The 16,967-nt window shown below is 68.9% G+C and carries 17 protein-coding genes; 7 read left to right on the top strand and 10 right to left on the bottom strand.

The genetic code is table 11. From position 1 onward, the window contains the following. Positions 1-96 precede the first annotated feature (96 nt). Both FDK12_RS14575 and FDK12_RS14570 read left to right on the top strand, forming a co-directional pair. Complete coding sequence (locus FDK12_RS14575; RefSeq protein ID WP_137370225.1) at positions 97-1,092, top strand: DnaJ C-terminal domain-containing protein; 996 nt, start codon at positions 97-99, stop codon at positions 1,090-1,092. Between the two features lie 51 nt (positions 1,093-1,143). Continuing rightward, positions 1,144-1,584, top strand: coding sequence for a heat shock protein transcriptional repressor HspR (locus FDK12_RS14570; RefSeq protein WP_137370224.1), 441 nt, complete (start codon positions 1,144-1,146; stop codon positions 1,582-1,584). Here the strand turns inward: FDK12_RS14570 and FDK12_RS14565 are convergent. Genes FDK12_RS14565 through FDK12_RS14545 form a run of 5 tightly spaced genes read right to left on the bottom strand, consistent with a single transcriptional unit; the run spans position 1,581 to position 7,197 of the window. Continuing rightward, complete coding sequence (locus FDK12_RS14565) at positions 1,581-2,873, bottom strand: glycerate kinase (RefSeq protein WP_137370223.1); 1,293 nt, start codon at positions 2,871-2,873, stop codon at positions 1,581-1,583. The genes FDK12_RS14570 and FDK12_RS14565 overlap by 4 nt on opposite strands. A gap of 43 nt (positions 2,874-2,916) precedes the next feature. Next, positions 2,917-4,449, bottom strand: coding sequence for an SLC13 family permease (locus tag FDK12_RS14560; protein WP_189636366.1), 1,533 nt, complete (start codon positions 4,447-4,449; stop codon positions 2,917-2,919). Then, positions 4,446-5,105 carry a response regulator transcription factor gene (locus FDK12_RS14555; protein ID WP_137370222.1) on the bottom strand — a complete coding sequence of 220 codons (660 nt, stop codon included), beginning with the start codon at positions 5,103-5,105 and terminating at the stop codon, positions 4,446-4,448. Before FDK12_RS14555 ends, FDK12_RS14560 begins: the two co-directional genes overlap by 4 nt. Then, entirely contained in the window at positions 5,102-6,778 is a 1,677-nt protein-coding gene (locus FDK12_RS14550) for a sensor histidine kinase (protein ID WP_137370221.1), read from the bottom strand. The genes FDK12_RS14555 and FDK12_RS14550 overlap by 4 nt, the downstream gene beginning before the upstream one ends. Beyond that, positions 6,778-7,197, bottom strand: coding sequence for a hypothetical protein (locus FDK12_RS14545; protein ID WP_137370220.1), 420 nt, complete (start codon positions 7,195-7,197; stop codon positions 6,778-6,780). Before FDK12_RS14545 ends, FDK12_RS14550 begins: the two co-directional genes overlap by 1 nt. Before the next feature lie 370 nt (positions 7,198-7,567). Between FDK12_RS14545 and FDK12_RS14535 the strand changes: the two genes are divergently transcribed. Both FDK12_RS14535 and FDK12_RS14530 read left to right on the top strand, forming a co-directional pair. Then, positions 7,568-8,134, top strand: a complete 567-nt coding sequence (locus FDK12_RS14535) for a hypothetical protein (protein WP_137370219.1) — start codon at positions 7,568-7,570, stop codon at positions 8,132-8,134. A 51-nt stretch (positions 8,135-8,185) separates the two neighbouring features. After that, the gene (locus FDK12_RS14530) at positions 8,186-8,887 is read left to right on the top strand and encodes a PspA/IM30 family protein (RefSeq protein ID WP_189636365.1); all 702 of its coding nucleotides are present in this window, start codon (positions 8,186-8,188) and stop codon (positions 8,885-8,887) included. Here the strand turns inward: FDK12_RS14530 and FDK12_RS14525 are convergent. Continuing rightward, positions 8,844-9,425 carry a DUF5655 domain-containing protein gene (locus tag FDK12_RS14525; protein ID WP_137370217.1) on the bottom strand — a complete coding sequence of 194 codons (582 nt, stop codon included), beginning with the start codon at positions 9,423-9,425 and terminating at the stop codon, positions 8,844-8,846. The two genes, FDK12_RS14530 and FDK12_RS14525, sit on opposite strands and share 44 nt — an antisense overlap. A gap of 135 nt (positions 9,426-9,560) precedes the next feature. Between FDK12_RS14525 and FDK12_RS14520 the strand changes: the two genes are divergently transcribed. Beyond that, on the top strand, positions 9,561-10,244 hold the full coding sequence (locus tag FDK12_RS14520; RefSeq protein WP_137370216.1) for an SDR family NAD(P)-dependent oxidoreductase: 684 nt from the start codon (positions 9,561-9,563) through the stop codon (positions 10,242-10,244). Positions 10,245-10,266: 22 nt separating this feature from the next. Here FDK12_RS14520 and FDK12_RS14515 read toward each other — a convergent pair whose 3' ends face one another. The 4 genes from FDK12_RS14515 to trmB form a co-directional block, all read right to left on the bottom strand. Continuing rightward, a complete protein-coding gene (locus FDK12_RS14515; protein ID WP_137370215.1) occupies positions 10,267-10,827 on the bottom strand; it encodes a hypothetical protein in 561 nt (186 codons plus the stop codon). Next, positions 10,824-11,855 carry a DUF695 domain-containing protein gene (locus tag FDK12_RS14510; protein ID WP_137370214.1) on the bottom strand — a complete coding sequence of 344 codons (1,032 nt, stop codon included), beginning with the start codon at positions 11,853-11,855 and terminating at the stop codon, positions 10,824-10,826. Before FDK12_RS14510 ends, FDK12_RS14515 begins: the two co-directional genes overlap by 4 nt. A 157-nt stretch (positions 11,856-12,012) precedes the next feature. Next, on the bottom strand, positions 12,013-13,242 hold the full coding sequence (locus FDK12_RS14505) for an MFS transporter (RefSeq protein ID WP_223263314.1): 1,230 nt from the start codon (positions 13,240-13,242) through the stop codon (positions 12,013-12,015). Positions 13,243-13,287: 45 nt separating this feature from the next. Beyond that, positions 13,288-14,166 carry a tRNA (guanosine(46)-N7)-methyltransferase TrmB gene (gene trmB / locus FDK12_RS14500; RefSeq protein ID WP_137370213.1) on the bottom strand — a complete coding sequence of 293 codons (879 nt, stop codon included), beginning with the start codon at positions 14,164-14,166 and terminating at the stop codon, positions 13,288-13,290. Positions 14,167-14,482: 316 nt separating this feature from the next. Here trmB and FDK12_RS14495 point away from each other — a divergent pair, with 316 nt between their 5' ends. Beyond that, positions 14,483-16,162 carry a DEAD/DEAH box helicase gene (locus FDK12_RS14495; RefSeq protein ID WP_137370212.1) on the top strand — a complete coding sequence of 560 codons (1,680 nt, stop codon included), beginning with the start codon at positions 14,483-14,485 and terminating at the stop codon, positions 16,160-16,162. 106 nt (positions 16,163-16,268) lie between these two features. Beyond that, positions 16,269-16,670 (top strand): YccF domain-containing protein, encoded by a 402-nt coding sequence (locus FDK12_RS14490; protein WP_104116320.1) that lies wholly within the window; start codon positions 16,269-16,271, stop codon positions 16,668-16,670. The last annotated feature ends 297 nt before the right edge of the window (positions 16,671-16,967 follow it).

Below are 16,967 nucleotides of genomic sequence, written 5' to 3'. Positions count from 1 at the left end.
CTTCCTCGGCACTCCGCTCAGCTCTCCCGGGTTGCGTGGTCCTTCGGGATCACGCAACCTGACCACACTCAATCGTTCTAGGAAAGGAGACGCCAATTGGCTAGTCAGGATTGGGTCGACAAGGATTTCTACAAAATCCTGGGTGTCTCCAAAGATGCGTCCGACGACGACATCAAGAAGGCGTACCGGAAGCTTGCGCGCAAGCACCACCCTGACCAGAACCAGGGCGACGCCGGTTCCGAGCGGATGTTCAAGGACGTGTCGGAGGCGTATTCCGTCCTGTCCGATTCCGAGCAGCGCCAGCAGTACGATGCCATTCGAGCGATGGGCGGCGGAGCGCGTTTCTCGGCCGGCGGTGCCGGTGGGAACGCCGGTGGCAGCGCCGGTTTCGAGGACGTGTTCGGCAATCTCTTCGGTCAGGGCGGCGCAGGCACGCGCCAGCGCACGGGATTCTCGAACGGCAACCTCCCTCCGGAATTCGCCGACCTGTTCGGCGGCGGCATGGGCGGCAACGGCTTCCCGGGCGGATTTCAGTCGACGCGCCCGCAGAAGGGCGCCGACCGCACCGCCAGCACGTCCATTTCGTTCGCGGGATCGATCAACGGGACGACGATCGGCCTGCGAGAGCCCTCGGGCGAGCAGATCGACGTGCGCATCCCGGCGGGCATCCGGGACGGGCAGAAGGTCCGCGTCAAAGCGAAAGGGCAGCCCGGCCAGGCCGGTCCGGGTGATCTCATGGTCACCGTCCACGTGAAAGAGCACCCGGTGTTCACACGCGACGGGGACAACATCCGCATCCATGTGCCCGTCACCTTTCCCGAGGCGGTCCTCGGTGCGCAGATCGAGGTGCCGACGCTCACCGGGGAGATGGTGAAGATGCGCGTTCCGGCCGGAACGCCGTCGGGCAGGACGCTGCGGCTCAAGGGCAGGGGCGTGAAGACATCGAAGGCAACGGGCGACCTGCTGGTGACCGTCGACGTCGTCGTTCCACAGAACCTCTCGAAAGAGGCCGAGGCCGCCGTCGAGGCGTTCCGGGATGCGACGAAGGATGCCGATCCGCGGGCGGGTCTGGCCGCGAAGGCCCGCCTGTAACAGTACATTTGAGCGATCGCCGGGCACACCGGCAACGGAAGGAGGCACGCAATGGACTACACAATGCCCATCTATGTCATCTCCGTGGCCGCCGAGCTCGCCGACATGCACCCGCAGACCCTGCGCCAGTACGACCGGCTCGGCCTCGTGACGCCGAGCCGGGCGCCCGGCCGTGCGCGTCGATACTCGCAGAAGGACGTCAGCACGCTGCGGGAGATCCAGAGGCTCTCGCAGGAGGGAGTGTCCCTCGAGGGCATCCGGCGTATCCTCGAACTCGAGAACCAGGTGTCGGCGCTGCAGTCGCGCGTCAGCGAGCTCTCGTCGGAGTTGGCCAGCCGCCGTGTCCAGGCCGAGTCGAGCAGGATTTTCGCGGCGGGCCTGGCGGGCGACGTCGTCACGCTGTCGCGGGGGCAGCGCCCGCGCCCGCGCAGCCAGGCGCTCGTCGTCTGGCGACCGGAGTCCGCCCGGACGGATACTGCCCGGGCGAATTAGGCGGGTCGGGTTACTGCCCGCCGGTGGGCGACGCGTCCGTCTCCTGTACCGGTGCCGGGCTGTCGGGGAGCATCAGCCAGCCGCACTTCCTGGCGTCGCGCGTCGACCGACGAGGACACCGCTGCGCCGAGGAGCAGCAGCCGCATGGTGCGCTCCGTCGCTTCGATCAGGAGCTGCTCGCCGTTCGCGACGGCATCCTCGAGATTCATGGGAACGGTCATGATGGAGGCGATGGCGTCGATGCCGACGTCGTGCACGTCCGGTGCCCCCTTGCCGAGGGAACCCGCCAGAGCCAGGACCGGCACTCCCGCAAGTTGCGCCCTGCACGCCACGACGGCGGGCACCTTGCCGTTCGGCGTCTGGAAATCGATGGCGCCCTCGGCCGTGATGACCAGATCAGCCTTCTGCATGAGGGCGTCGAGATCGATGCCCGCGAGCCCACTGTCGATCAGGGCCTCGAAGCGCGGAAGGAGATGCGCGCCGATGGCCGCGAGCCCGGCGCCCAGGCCCCCGGACGCCCCCGTGCCCGGCCCGGTGCGATAGTCCACACCGACGGCGAGACCGTCGCGTTCGAGCACCCGCGCCCACTGCCGCATGGCCTTCGCGAGTTCCTCCACCTGTTTCGGTGACGCCCCCTTCTGCGGTCCGAAGACGCGCGCCACACCCTTCTTCCCGCAGAGGACGTTGTGCTGGTTGCAGGCGAGGACGATCCTGGCCTCACGCACGGCCGGGTGGAGTCCGGACAGATCGAGGCGGTCGGCGCGAAGGAGGTTGGCGCCGCCGAACGGGATGTCGTGTCCCTTGCTGTCCAGCACTCGGGCTCCGAGCGCCTGCAGGGCGCCGGCGCCGCCGTCGCTCGTCCCGGAATCGCCGCAACCGACCACGATCGTCCGGATGCCCTCGTCGAGGGCGGCGCGGATCAGTTCTCCCACGCCATACGTCGTGGTGGCTCCGGGGTTGCGCAGCTTGCGGGGAACGAGGCGGAGACCGGCCGCAGCGGCCATCTCGACGACGGCCGTCCCGGTTGCGGCCCCGCCGAGCCTCGCGAAGTGGGATTCCACCGGTTCCCCGACCGGACCCGTCACGTTGACGGGCACGAGGACGCCACCGGTCGCCGCGGCGAGTGTCGCCGCCGTGCCCTCGCCGCCGTCGGCGATCGGTACCGCCGTGATCTGCACTCCAGGCAGGACGCGCCGGACGCCAGCGGCGATCGATCGGGCCACCGTCTCGGCGTCGAGGGATTCCTTGAAGCCGCTGGGGGCGATGAGGATGCGCTGGGGTACTGCCATGGTGGTTCTCCTTCGATAGGGGTATCGCGGGGGGAGGAGGGAATCAGGGGAAGAGAGGTAGGCCGAAGAGCGGCCAGACCAGGAAGCTGAAGAGCAGCACCAGGGCCACGTTGACCGGTGCGAGGAGGGTGGACAGCCGCAGGAGGTCCTTGGGCGAGTAGGTTTCGACGCCGTCCACCGCCGCGAACATCGCCACCGGTTTGGCGGAACTCGTCAGGGTGTGGCAGAAACCGGCCGCCGCCGTCGAAGCGAATGCTGCGGCCATCGGGTCCACTCCGGCAGCGGGTGAGAAGGCGATCACGATAGGGATCAGGACGGCGGAGCGCGCCGACCTGCTCTGGATGACGAGGTGCGCGACGGTGGAGAGCAGCACCACGAGCACCACGAAAAGGGGAGCGGCCGCGGATCCCAATGACCGGATGGGTTCCAGGGCCCCGCCCGCCAGCCACTCCGCCGTGCCGGTCTGGACGAGTGCGTTGCCCAGCGCCAGGGTTGCTGCCATGAAGAGCAGCAGGGACCACGGCACCGACTTCAGCCCTTTCGCGAGGTCCACCGATCCGTAGCTCGGTGATGCCGCCACCAGGGCGCCGATCAGCGCTACGAGTGCCGGGTGGAGGCCGTGGAGGGGTTCGGTGCACCACAGCACGACGACGGCACCCAGCAGGAGGGCCGCGCGCGATTCCGCCACGGACAGGGGACCCGTGACCGGAGTCTCGGAATGGTGTTCGAGGTCATCCGCACTGATGCGAAGGCGCTCGTTCCTGTCGGCCGGGGTCGTGAACATCCACAGCACGATTTCGGCACATCCATGGGACGCCACGAGCGCCAGCGGTAGACCGAGGAGGAGCCAGGTCGCGAAGTCGAAGCCATTGCCGGTCGCCGTCTCGAGGATCTGGCTCGTGATGAGGTGTGCGCCTGCTCCCAGGAAGGACCCGACAGCCGAGAGCAGGATCACGGACGGGAAGAGGATTGCGAGAGCCTTCACCAGCGCGGGGCGCGCCCCGAGCGCCTGCCGCAGGGCCAGGAAGACCGGCAGCGCCAGCGCAGCGCGTCCGGAGGTCGAGGGGACCGCGAACGTCGTGACCACGAGGGCGAGGGTGGTGAGATGGGCGAGCTGCCGCGGGGTAGTTGCGCCGGTGATGATGAAGGCCGCACCACGGTTGGCGAGGCCCGAGGCACGCACGCCGGCCGCTATCACGAACGCAGCGAGGAGGAGCCAGATGGTTTCCTCGCCCAGGGTCGAGAAGAGGGACCGGGTGTCCATGGTCCCCGTGAGGATCAGCACGGTGGCTGCTCCGAGCGCGACGTAGGTGTCATCGATCGAGGTGAAGATCCAGAGCCACACCGCGAGGACGAAGACCATCAGCGTGACAGCACCCTGCGGCGACAACCCGGCGTCGGGCTGTCGGGCGGCGACGATCACGGCGGCGGCGATGGAGAGTTCGACGACGGCGGCCATGGACCGGACGACGAGGGACCGGCGAGCAGCGGCCCGGGCTCCCGCCGTTGGGGCGGGAGTGGTTCCGGTTGTCCGTGCGGGCCGCGGTGGGGTGGTGGCGTGTTCGACGAGATTCATGGCAGCCGGTACCCCGCACCCCTGATGGTCTCGATGCGCTCGGCGCCGATCTTCGCGCGGAGGGCGCGGACGTAGACGTCCACGACGTTGGAGCCCGGATCGAAGTCGTAGCCCCAGACCTGGTTGAGGAGCTGCTCGCGGGAGATGACGCGGTCGGGGTGGCGCAGGAAGACCTCGAGGATGGCGAACTCGCGCGCCGTGAGTTCCACGGCGTCGTCACCGACGCGCACTCGCCGTGAGTGGAGATCGAGGGCCAGGCCCCTGTGCTCGATGAGGTTGCCGGCCGCTACGGGTACCCGGTCGGCGAGGCGCAAGCGGATGCGCGCCAGGAGTTCGGCGACGTGGAACGGCTTGGTCATGTAGTCGTTGGCGCCTCCTTCGAGTCCGGCCACGGTGTCGGGGACACTGTCCCGGGCCGTCAGGACGATCACGGGTGTAGGCACTCCTTCGCCCCGGATTTGGGCGAGGACCTCGAAGCCGTCCAGGAGCGGGAGGCCGATGTCGAGGATGATGAGGTCGAATCCGGCGGCGCGCGCAAGGAAGAGCGCGGTCTCCCCGTCGGCTGCATGTTCGGTGGAGTAGCCCGCCGCCTGCAGGCCCTTCTGGACGAAGGAGGCGACATGGGGATCGTCCTCCGCGATGAGGATGCGGCTCATGGGGTTCCCTTCTGCGTGGGCTGCTCGATGACGGGCAGGACGTCGGTGATCGGGCGGGCGATGGCGAGTGCGTCCTGCCCTCCCTTCGGAAGAACCAGCGCTCTCGTGCTCTGTGGGGGGCGCGCGGGCGGTGGTGCGGCGGGGTAGGCGGCGATGCGTTCGGGCACGGGCAGCAGGAGCCCGAAGGTCGAACCGCGCCCGGGTTCGCTGCGCACCCACGCCGAACCACCGTGGCCGTCCGCGATCGCCCGCACGATCGAGAGCCCGAGGCCCGCCCCACCGCGCTGGCCGCTGTTGTGCAGGCGATCGGCGGGCAGGGCGTTCGCGGAACCATGCTCGAAGCGTTCGAAGATCACGGCGGCCTCCTCCTTCGTGACCCCGGGACCGGAGTCCTGCACCCAGATCCGCAGCTGCCGGTCGTCGCCCGTGCCCTCGAAGGCGGACCCGAGCTTGATGTCGGACTTCTCGGGCGTGTACTGCACCGCGTTGGCGCCCAGCTGGAGCACCGCCTGCGTGATGCGCTGGCTGTCGACGGCGACGACGCCCTCGGCAACCTCCATCAGAAGCCAGCGGCGGTCGCCGAGAGCCTGCATCTTGGCTTCGAGGTCGAGCATCAGTACGGCGATGTCCACGGGTGCCGGCTGGACGAAGTCCGCGCGTTCGGCCTTGACCAGCAGCAGGAGGTCGGAGACGATCCGAGCCATGCGGGACAGCTCGCCGTCGACGAGGGACAGCGTGGCTGCCCGGCTCGCTGGATCGTCGTCGATCAGTTCGAGGTGCCCGCGGATCACGGTGATGGGGGTGCGCAGTTCGTGGCTGGCATCGTCGATGAAACGGCGTTGCGTGACGTACGCCTGCTCGAGGCGGTCCAGCATGTCGTTGAACGTGACAGCGAGGGCCGCGACATCATCGCGCCCCTGCACGGGGACACGTGCCGTGAGATCGGATTCCGAGATCTCGGCGGCCACCCGGCGCACGTCCCTGATGGGGCGCAGTATCTGGCCGGCCACGAGCCAGGCGATCCCGGCGGTGAACAGCAACCCGCCGAGAGCCACGAAGAAGATGACGGTGATCGTTTCCTGGACCTGCTCATAGCCGGTGCGGGTGAACTCGGCAATCACGAGTGTCCCGCTCTCGCTGCCGGCCTCGACATCGACCTTCCCCCAGCGCATGGCGCCCGCAGCGGTCTCGCGGACACCGGAAGCGGCCGGATCATCGCGTAACTCCTGCAGCAGTGCCGTGTCGGTGGACAGACGGTACTCGTCATTGCTGCCCTGCCCGTAGGCCCCCAGGTAGAGCACTTCGCTGTCGGTCACGCCGAGGATCACCTCACCCGCTGCGGAGTTCTGGCGCGACAGATAGCGCTCGAGCAGCTCGCTCACCGACGTGTATCTCCGTGCCGTCTGCGGGTCCACCGCCTCTCCCGCGAAGGTCGTGAACTCCTGTACCTCCTGCACGACATCCTCATTGGCGTCCTGGTCGACCCCGGCGATCAGGAGCGAGCGGACGGTGACGAGCAGGGCCAGGAGTGCGAGGGCGGTGGTGAGGACGATCCAGCCCACGATGCGCCAGCGTGCGGAGACCGGGGACCCGACCGAGGGCTTGGCGGACCGTCCGGTCGTGGGCTCGTCGGCAGGCAGGGCCGTGCCGGTGGAGCGCGACTCGGGTGCCATCAGTCGTCCCCGTCCGGCGCCGCGGCATCGTCGTCGATGCCATCTGTTCCGTCGTCGTCCATGTCGTCGCCGAGGACCTCCCGCTCCACGAGCCCGGGCGTCCCCTGACCGGCAGGAGGAGCAGGAGAAGTAGGAGGAGCGGGAGCAGGCTGTGCAGGTGCAGCCGGGGGTGCCGGGGCGGGGGTGCTCGGCGGTGCTACCGGAACGTCATCGGGCCGTGGAGGCGCGGGGGCATCGGTCGCGGTGTCCCCGGTGGCTCCGCCGTCAGCGGCCCCGGCCGGAGCAAGGTCCACCTCCACTGTCTGCGTATCGACGAGCGGAACCTCCGCGGGGCGGCTCAGTGCCTGACTCCCCACCGCAAGGAGCGCTGGGACGGCGAGCAGGCACGCCGCAGCGATGATGCGTGGAGCGAGGGACATGACGGTCTCCTAGTGGTCGGTCGGAGCGGGCGGAAGCGGAGGTGCAGGAGCCCTCCCGATCGCTGTATTCGTTGCTACACCTACTGTGGCCTACTCGCGTGAGCCTCCTATGAAGCCCACATGAGGACTTCTTCATCCAGCAGCCCTGGGGGTGTCCTCCAGCCGCACGCGCTCGTGCGCACGGTGGGAGGAGCGGTGGGAGGAGCGGTGGGAGGAGCGGTGGAAGGAGCGGTGGGAGGCGCGGTGGGAGGACCGGTGACGGAACCGGAGGTACGGTGGACTCCGACGCACTTAGCCGGGTCATGGCCGGTGGAAATTGTCAGGGTACGCAGGCAGACTGGAGTGATGGACAACGCTCCGGAGTCACACCATGGTTGAGGAATTCGTCGAGGCCCTCGTGGTCGGACTCGGTGTGTTGACCGCGCTGGGAGCCGGGACCGGTGTGGCCGGGTGGCTGGCGGTACGTAAGATCCGCCGATCGCGGATCATCGAGCGGACCAAGGATCGCGGGATGCTGGCTGCCCGCGCCTACGCGCCGGACAAGCTGACGCGGGAGCCCGCCCGGCTGATCGGCGAACTGAAGCGATCTTCGCACGCCACCCAGCTCGCCCTCGGCGAAGCCACAGCCCAGGGCCGCCCCGTCGGCGACCTGCCCCGGGCCGCCGCGGAGATCGACCAGGCAGCGGCATCGCTGGAGAACCTGTTGAGGGTGGCGGACCGCGAGCCCAACCGGGCCCTGAAGCAGGAATGGACCACGGACCTCGCGGCTCAGGCCCGCGCGCTCGACGAGCTCTCGGCCGATCTGCGCCGCTGCCTCCTGCAGACGTCGCGGTCCATCGATACCCTCCAGCTCGAGCAGGCGACGAAGAGGCTTCGCACGGAGCTATCGGCGATGTCGACGTGGCGGAACTCGTACGGGAACCGGCAGATCTGGTAACCGGTTGAACAGGTAACTCCAACCATCCGCTCCAGCTCCGGGGGTCCGATCGTGTCGATCAAACGCCGTATCACCCGCATCGTGCGGGCGAACCGCACTGCGGCGGCCGAAGCAGGGCAGGACCCTCAGGCCCAGGCGCAGAACGCACAGCAGGTGCAGCGGACGCTGCTCGATCAGGCGCGGCGCGGCGCAGCCGATGTCGCGGCACATCACCACCGCGTGGGCCTCGCCGCCAACGAGGCTGCGGCCTATCTCGACCGCGTGGAGGCCGCCGCGGCTGCGGCCGTACAGAGGGGCGACGACGACACCGCCCGAGGCGCCATCCGTGAGTCGATGGCCGCTCGACGCCGCCTCGATGCCCTGGTCGTCCAGCTGCACGAAGTTGAACGGCAGTCACGGCAGCTCCATGAGGACGTCCAGCGGATCGAGCGCCGTGTGCAGCAGAGCGCCATGGAGTGGGACACCATGCTTGCTCGCCGCGCTGCAGCGCAGGCTGCTATTGGTGTGCACGACGCGCTCGCTTCGTCGGCCGGTGAAGCCACCGCGCTCGACGCTGCACGCCGTGACGCCGAACTCGACGTCAGACGCCTGGAGGCCCAGGCCAGGGGGCGCGAGGAGCTGTCCTGGACCGACCCGTCATCACCGCGCCTGAAGCAGGCTTTCGAGGAGCTGGAAGCTGAGGCAGAGGCGCAGCAGGAGCTCGAGAACCTCAAGCGGAGGAACGCTCGCGGCTATCCTCCAGCGCAACGCTGAGGGCACCGATGAGCGCGTCATCGACGTCGTCCTCGTGCCGTAGCCGGACGCGCCAGGCAAACGGATCGTTGGTGGCGCGCAACGCTTCCAGCGTGGCCAGGTTCGGCACGGCCAGCCTGAAGTGCAGATCGACGGCCGTTTTCGTGGTCGGCGTCAGCTGCGCGAACTTGCGACGCGGAGTCTGGAGCGAGACGTAGTTCTTTCGCATCTGGATGACGACGCCGGGAGTCTCAGCGGCCCACAGGAGGATCCGGTCGGCGATGGGTTTGAGGGCCTGCCGATCGGAGTATTGGCCAGCGTAGCGTTCGTCAGCGGAGTGCAGGAAGAACTCCGGAATCCCGAAGACCTCCCAGTCGACGCTCATGAGGTTATACCCCGTAACCCCTCGGGACCTGAGCCAGCGGGACAGCTCTTCGCGCCCGATGATGCCCGAGGCACGGGCCTCCGCTGCCCACTCTGCCGCTGTCCTGCCGGTCGTCCTGAGTAGCCGTTCCGCGTTGGCGTCCAGCATCGGCTGCCAGCTCTGCATCTCGCCCATCCTCACACTGTAGTAGCGCGTTCAGCGCGTCAGTAGCGCCGGTTCCGCCCCCTCGCCGGCGATCAGCGCAATCCGATCAGCGCAACCCGATCGGCACCCGCGCCCGTGGCTCGCACCGGGAGCTACACTCGCCCCATGGTTGAACTGAGCGGTTCCCACGTCCTCGTCGTCGGTGCTACCGGCGTCCTCGGAGCCGAGCTCTCCCGCCAGCTCGCCGCGCAGGGAGCCGAGCTCACGCTGTCGGGGCGGTCGAGGGAGAAGCTGTCCAAGCTCGCGGACGAGCTCGGCGACGCCGTCGTCGGTCAGGTCGCTGCCGATCTCGGCAAGCCGAGCGGCCCCGCGGACATCGCCGCTGCCGTGTACGGACGCGAATTGAACGGTGTGGTCTTCGCTTCCGGCGTCGTCGCCTTCGGTCCCGCGGTCGAGGTGGACGACGACACCCTGGACGAGCTCATGCTCGTGAATCTTCTCGGATACATGCGACTGATGCGGGATGTCGCCCCACGCCTTCCCAGGGATTCGTTCGTGGCGCAGATCAGTGCCGTCGTCGCGGAGAGCCCGACGGCCGGGATGGCCGCGTACTCGGCCTCGAAGGCCGGCCTCAGCGCCTACGGCGCAGCACTCACGCTGGAACTGCGCCGGCAGGGCGTCCGGGTCCTGGATGCACGTCCGCCGCACACCGAGACCGGGTTGGCCGCCAGACCCATCGCGGGAGAGGCACCCAGGCTGCCGCAGGGCAAGGACCCGGTGGCCGTGGCGGGGCGCATCGTCGCGGCGATCCGCGAGGGTGAACGGGATCTCCCGTCCTCGTCGTTCTGACGCCTGCACCCCGCGTGCCCTGCTATCCCGGTGTGACAGCGCTCCGCGCCGACAGTGTTCCGACCGCCTGCAGGAGCGACCAGCCCAGCAGCACCGCTCCGGAGCCGACGCCCGAGACCGTGGCAACAAGGACGGCGTCGTGCAGCGTGAACGCCAGGAGCAGCCCGACGACTCCGAGGATGGTCATCGCGGTGGCGATGGAGAGCAGTTGGCGCCGCCCCTCGCGCCACAGCCGCGCGAGGGGATAGAAGTGCACGCCTACCACCAGTGCGATCCAGCCGAGTGCCGCAGCGGGTTCGATCGGGCGCAGGACGGCGAGCCCACCGAACAGCGCGACCGCCTCGATCACCACCACCAGCCAGAAGAACCGCGTGAAGCCCACCGGGGGACGGTCACCTGCTGCGCGCAGGACGCGTACGGTGCGGACGAAGGCCACGAGGACGACAGCGAACGCCGCCACCGCGAGGATCCGCAGCGGAACCGCGGTAGCAGCCCCGAGTCCCGCAGCGTTGACGATGACGAAGACCATGCCGAAGGACGCACCGATGAGGTGGCCGACGAAGGTGGGTCTGCCAGTAGTCATGCGAAGTCCTGCACTTTCTTCCAGCCCGGGTCGAGGACGTGGCGTGCCGAGACGGTGGGGTGTTCGCGGGCGGCCGAGTCGAGGACATCGCGGCCGTTCTGGTCCTCGGAGTCGGAGTAGAAGTGGAACGTCCGGATTCCCTTCGAGGTCTCGACGGCGACGAGCATTCCGCGGGTGCCCATGGCGCGCACGAGCGCGTCCTCGAATCCGTCCAGTGCTTCGGACGACTCCGGGGTAGGAAGGCCCTGGGCATCGGCTTCGAAGGAGGCCCGCAGCGCGGTGTGCAGGTCGAAGCGCGGATGATCGATCCAGCGCAGCGGCCGTAGTACGCGGACGAGGATGGTCTCGCCTCCGCCCAGCGTGCCCTGCATCAGGAGCCAGCCGGGCTCGGGCAGGCTCCGGGCGAGGGCCGCCACGCGATCGGGCAACTCTGAGGCGGGGATGCTGTCGACGACGTCGTAGGCGATGCAGTCGATGCGTCTCACCCAACGTTCGACGTCGTCCTCGCCGAGCAGCCATTCGAGCAAGAGGACACAGAGCCCGTACTCGTCGTCCCACTGACCGGTGAATCCAGGATTGTGGACGGACACGATGAACCCGTAGCCGGCGGGGGTCGTGGCGACGTGGACCCGAGTGCGGCTGAGGTCGAAAGTCCTGCCGCGGTAGGTGATGGTGGAGTCCAGCATGTCCGGTTTGGCGCTGCGGGCCGGGATGAATTCCCAGCGCCGGGTCGGCGGTGGTGACGCCCTATACCATCGCTCGGCGATCGGGCGCAGCGACGGGTCGCCGCCGCTCGAGACGCAGAGGGCGTGCTCGGCATCCGTGCCGGCCCGTGTCTCCCACTCCAGACCGCGGGCGATCGCCTTCACCCGTCGGGTGACGACATCGACGTAGGCGTCGAAGTCACCGGCACGCGTGGCGGTCGTCAGCAGGTGCTCGCCGTCGTCGGCCCACCACTGCCAGAACGCCGCGACAGGGTCTTTTCCTGTCGCCCGGCGGGAGGTAGTACGACGCCTGAAAATACCCATGTTTCCTGCGTTCCCCTGGTGCTCGCAGCCGGGATCGTCCGGCCTGCTCCGACTCCAGCGACGGTACACCCTCCATGGCCCCGGCCGTCACCCGCTCGTGCCCCTCCCGCCGATCCCGGCCGGCGGGGCGGTACTCCGGGCGCTGCAGCGCTGAATCTCACTCGGTTCTCGGAGCAGGCGGTCCGCTCCCCGGAGCACCCCGCAGCGCGACGACGGCGAGAAGCCCGGCGGCTGCAGCCAGGGAGCCGCTGAATACAGCCACACCCGCCCAGCCGAACTGCCCGAAGAACAGGCCGCCCAGCCAGCCAAGGACGCTCGACCCGGCGTAGTACGCCACGTTGTACAGCGCCGACGCCTGTGCCCGCCCGTCGGTTGCCAGGACCGTCGTCCATCCCGACGCGACGGCGTGAGCGGCGAAGAAGCCACCGGTGAAGACGACGAGGCCGACGACCACGAGCGGAAGGAACGCCGTGAGGGTGGTCGCGAGCCCGACCATGATCACCGGTATGGCCGTGAGCAGCACCGGAAGGCGGCCGAACCGTGCACTCAGCCCACCGGCGAGGCGCGACGTCGCCGTGCCGGAGAGGTAGGCGAGGAACAACAGGCTGACGAGGGAGGCGGGCAGCACGAAGGGTGGCGCCTCGAGGTGGAAGCCCAGGTAGTTGTAGACCGCGACGAACCCGCCCATGAGCAGGAAACCCTGCGCGTACACGGCCACCAGCCCGGGCGATCGCAGGTTCATGGTGACGCGCCCGACCAGCGAGGGCTCTGCGCCACGGATGACAGGGCGGAAACCGCGGGGCCGCGGGGCGAGCAGGATGAACGCCACTGCGGAACCACCGGCCATGATGCCCACTGCCAGCACGCCGTAGCGCCAGCCGAATGCGTCGCCGACCGGTCCGGCCACGAGACGTCCGGCGAGTCCGCCGAGTGTCGTTCCTGCGACGTAGGTGCCGGCAGCGACGGCGGCGTGCAGCCTCTGCACCTCCTCGTACAGATACACGAGCGCGGTGGCGGGAACCCCGCCGAGGGCCACGCCCTCGAGGAAGCGGAGGATGATCAGCAGCTCGAAGGTGGGCGCCAGCGCCGCGACGGAACCGAGGACGACGGCGCCACTGATGGCCCACGCCATCGTCCGCCTCCGGCCCGCCCGGTCGGCGACGGCGGACCAGGGGATGACGGCGGCGGCGAGTCCCAGGGTGGCGGCGGAGACCGAGAGCGCCGCATCGGCGGGGGACACCCCGAACTCGGCGGCGACACCCGTCAACACTGCCTGCAGTGAGTAGAGCTGCGCGAAGGTGGCCACACCGGCGAACAACAGGGCGGCGAGGATCCTCCTGTAGGCAGGGGAGCCCTGCGGATGGCCCGGCCAGGTCCCTTCCGTCACGTGTGCACTCCCGAAGGCGTACGACCGGTCACGGGTGCTGTCCGGTCAGCGGCGGCGGTAGGCGAGGTCGAAAACCATCCGCCCGGCCTTGATCGCCTTGTTCTCGAAACTCGTGAGGGTCCGGCCGTCGAAGCGTGGCGCCCATCCGCCGACCTCGTCGATGCCCTCGTTGACACCGGTGTTCCCGGTACTGACCGGGTCCCGGCCCTCGCGCACGGGCGCACCGCCGACCACCGACTCCACGCCGCTCTCCCATACCTGGGTGAGAGGGCTCTCGGCACCGGCGCGCTCGCCGTCGTGGAGGTTTTCGAAGTGCCCGCTGGCGTCGAGCACGGCGCGCATCTGCACCGCGTAGCTGGACCAGTCGGTGGCGAGCCGGAAGATCCCGCCAGGCTGGATGACGCGTGCTGCGAGCTCCACGTAATCGTCCTTGACGAGCCTGCGCTTATGGTGGCGCGCCTTGTGCCAGGGATCCGGGAAGAACGTCCACAGTTCGGTGACGGACGACGCCGGGATCATCCCCGCGAAGGCTTCCGCTGCGTTGACCTGGGCGGTCCGTACATTGGTCAGGTCCTTCTGGCTGATGCGCAGCATGGTCTGGGCCAGTCCCGGACGGTATACCTCGAGCGCCAGGTAGTCGCGGTCCGGGTCGAGTTCGGCGGCATGCGTGATGGCCTCGCCGAGTCCCGACCCGACCTCGACGACGAGTGGGGCGGACCGCCCGAAGGTGGCGTCGACGTCGAGCACGAAGCCCGGCGCCACCGAGGTGTCGGCAGTGTCGATGCGCGGCACGTCGATGAGGAAAGCCTCCGCGAGCTCGTCCCAGGCTTCGCGACGCCGGCCCTGCAGGCGCGAGCCCCGTCGGACGAAGGACACGGGCTGCGTGCGGTGCGGCTGGTCGGGGGTCTGTTCTTGTGGCTCCATCACCGTCAAGGCTACCGGCAGCTGCAGCGGGGCGGCCGCGCACGGAACGGGCGGTCGTCGGTGCTGGGGCAACAGGCCGCGGACGCCTGCCGATGCGGGGATCCGGCACCCCTCCTGATAAACTGGCTTTACTTGCCTGCGCACGCCGGATCAGTCCGGCGAGTTCAACGCGCAGCCTGCGTCGATGAACGCATTCTTTTGTCCCGCATCCAGCTCCCAGTTTCGTGAGCGCGGTGGACACTGTCTGACTTTCCTTCGGCGAACCCCTCCGCCAACCGGCGCCGGGGAAGATGAGAAGAAAGTTCGTGCTAACTACATGACTACTTTTGCCGCCCTTGGTGTGCCCAAAGCGCTGGTCGAGAACCTCGCCGCGCAGGGAATCACCGAACCTTTCCCCATCCAGGTCAAGTCCCTTCCTGACTCCCTCGCCGGGCGCGACGTCCTGGGGCGTGGCCGTACCGGCTCGGGCAAGACCCTGGCCTTCACTCTTCCCATGGTTGCGCGCCTTTCCGAGCAGGAAGCGGCCTACCGCCGCAAGCCGGGCCGTCCCCTGGCGCTGATCCTCGCCCCGACGCGCGAGCTCGCGACCCAGATCAACGCCACGGTGGAACCCCTGGCGAAGGAACTCGGCCTGAACACCACCGTGATCTATGGCGGTGTATCGCAGCAGCGCCAGGAGAAGGCCCTGCGCGCAGGCGTGGACATCGTCATCGCCTGCCCCGGACGCCTCGAGGACCTGATGCGCCAGAAGCTGATCACGCTCGAATCCGTGGAGATCACGATCCTCGACGAGGCCGACCACATGGCCGACCTCGGCTTCCTGCCCGTGGTCAAGAAGCTGCTCGACACGACGCCGGCCGACGGTCAGCGCCTGCTGTTCTCGGCGACGCTCGACAACGGCGTGGACAAGGTCGTGAACCGTTACATGACCAACCCGGTCACCCACTCGGTCGACGATCCCCAGGCCGCGGTCACCACGATGGAGCACCACGTGCTCCTGATCGGTGACCAGACGCAGAAGAAGCAGCTGATCGTCCAGCTGGCCTCGGGCACCGGTCGCCGCTTGCTGTTCATGCGCACCAAGCACCACGCGCGGAAGCTCGCCAAGACGCTGACCGACGCCGGCATCCCCGCTGTCGACCTGCACGGCAACCTGTCACAGAACGCCAGGGACCGGAACCTCGCCGAATTCTCCTCGGGCGATGTCCGCGTCCTCGTGGCGACCGACGTCGCCGCTCGCGGCGTGCACGTCGACGACGTGGAGCTCGTGGTCCACGTCGATCCGCCCACCGAGCACAAGGCGTACCTGCACCGCTCAGGCCGCACGGCGCGCGCGGGCTCCTCGGGAACGGTGGTCACGATCACCCTGCCCGAGCAGAAGTCCGAAGTGCAGAAGCTCATGAAGGCTGCCGGCGTCGACGTGGCTTTCGAGAACGTCAAGGCGACCTCGCCGTTGGTCCTGTCCCTGACAGGTGACCTCGCGGACAAGATCGATCCCCGCACCCGCGCAGCTCTCCTCGCGTCCCGCGAGGCCTCGCGCGGTGCGGGTACCTCGACAGGGGCCAACGCGGAGCGCAAGCGTGCGCGTCGTGGTGCTGCTGCTCCCGCCGCAGGCGGACGAGGTGGCAGGGGTGGACGCGGCCGCGTGTCCGCTGACCCGCAGTCCGCGCAGGGCAACCGGGCCGAGCGCCGCAAGGACCAGCCACAGGCGCCTCGCTTCGGCACCGATGCTGGTGCTGCTGCGAAGTCGGGTGGATCGCGCCGTCGGACCGAGGAGCCGCGCACCGCGTCGGAGACGGCGACACGCAGCCGCCGTCCTGCGTCGGGCCAGCGAGTGGGCGACGCCGTGCGTCGCCCGGCCGCGGGTGCACCCGTCGCCGGCGGTCAGCGCAGCCATGCGCCGTCGTCCGCCCCGCGGGCCGAGGGCGGCGCCCGCCGCGCAGGTGGCTCACGCAGGGCCAGCGCTCCGGCATCGAACGACCGCCGCTCGCACTAGCGTTCTCCGAACGACGAGTGCCTGAAGGGCCTCCTACCCGAGGGGTAGGAGGCCCTTTTCGTCCTCGCCGGGTGCGGTGCAGGACCGGGTGCGGAACAATGGGCGCATGAACGCACTCCTGAACGTCATCTGGCTCCTGTTCGGCGGTATCTGGCTCGCGCTCGGTTACTTCGCGGCCGGCATCATCTGCTGCCTCCTCATCGTGACCATCCCGTTCGGGATCGCCTCGTTCAGGATCGGCGTGTATGCGCTGTGGCCCTTTGGACAGACCGTCGTGAACCGGGGCGGCGGGACCGGCGCCTTCTCCGCCATCGGCAATGTCATCTGGCTCCTGGTCGCCGGTATCTGGATCGCCATCGGGCACGTGCTCACGGCCATCCCGATGTTCGTCAGCATCATCGGTATTCCGCTGGGAATCGCCAACCTCAAGCTCATTCCGGTGTCACTCGCGCCCCTCGGCAAGGTCATCGTGCCGTCGTCCGGGACGTACTTGCCGACCTACCGCTGACTCGACGTGGTGCCCTGACGACGACAGCACCTGGGGACGGAATCTCGTCCCCAGGTGCTGTCGTATCTACCAGTCGTGCGTTTCCGGCAGCTCAACCCGTCCTGTTGTGGCCGGGCGAACCGTCAGGGTGATCAGGCGTTTCCGCGGCGTCGCACCCTGGATGCTGCGACGGCGCCTGCTCCGAGAAGCAGGACCGCGAGGCCGCCGAGGGCAATCTGGCCGGCGGTGGAGCCGGTGTACGCCAGCTTGCCCTTCGCCGGAGCTGCCGGCTCCTTCGGAGCGATGACCACAGGTGCC

The organism is Arthrobacter sp. NamB2, from assembly GCF_005281365.1.
Lineage (GTDB): Bacteria > Actinomycetota > Actinomycetes > Actinomycetales > Micrococcaceae > Arthrobacter_D.
This window is presented reverse-complemented; position numbering and strand designations above follow the sequence as displayed.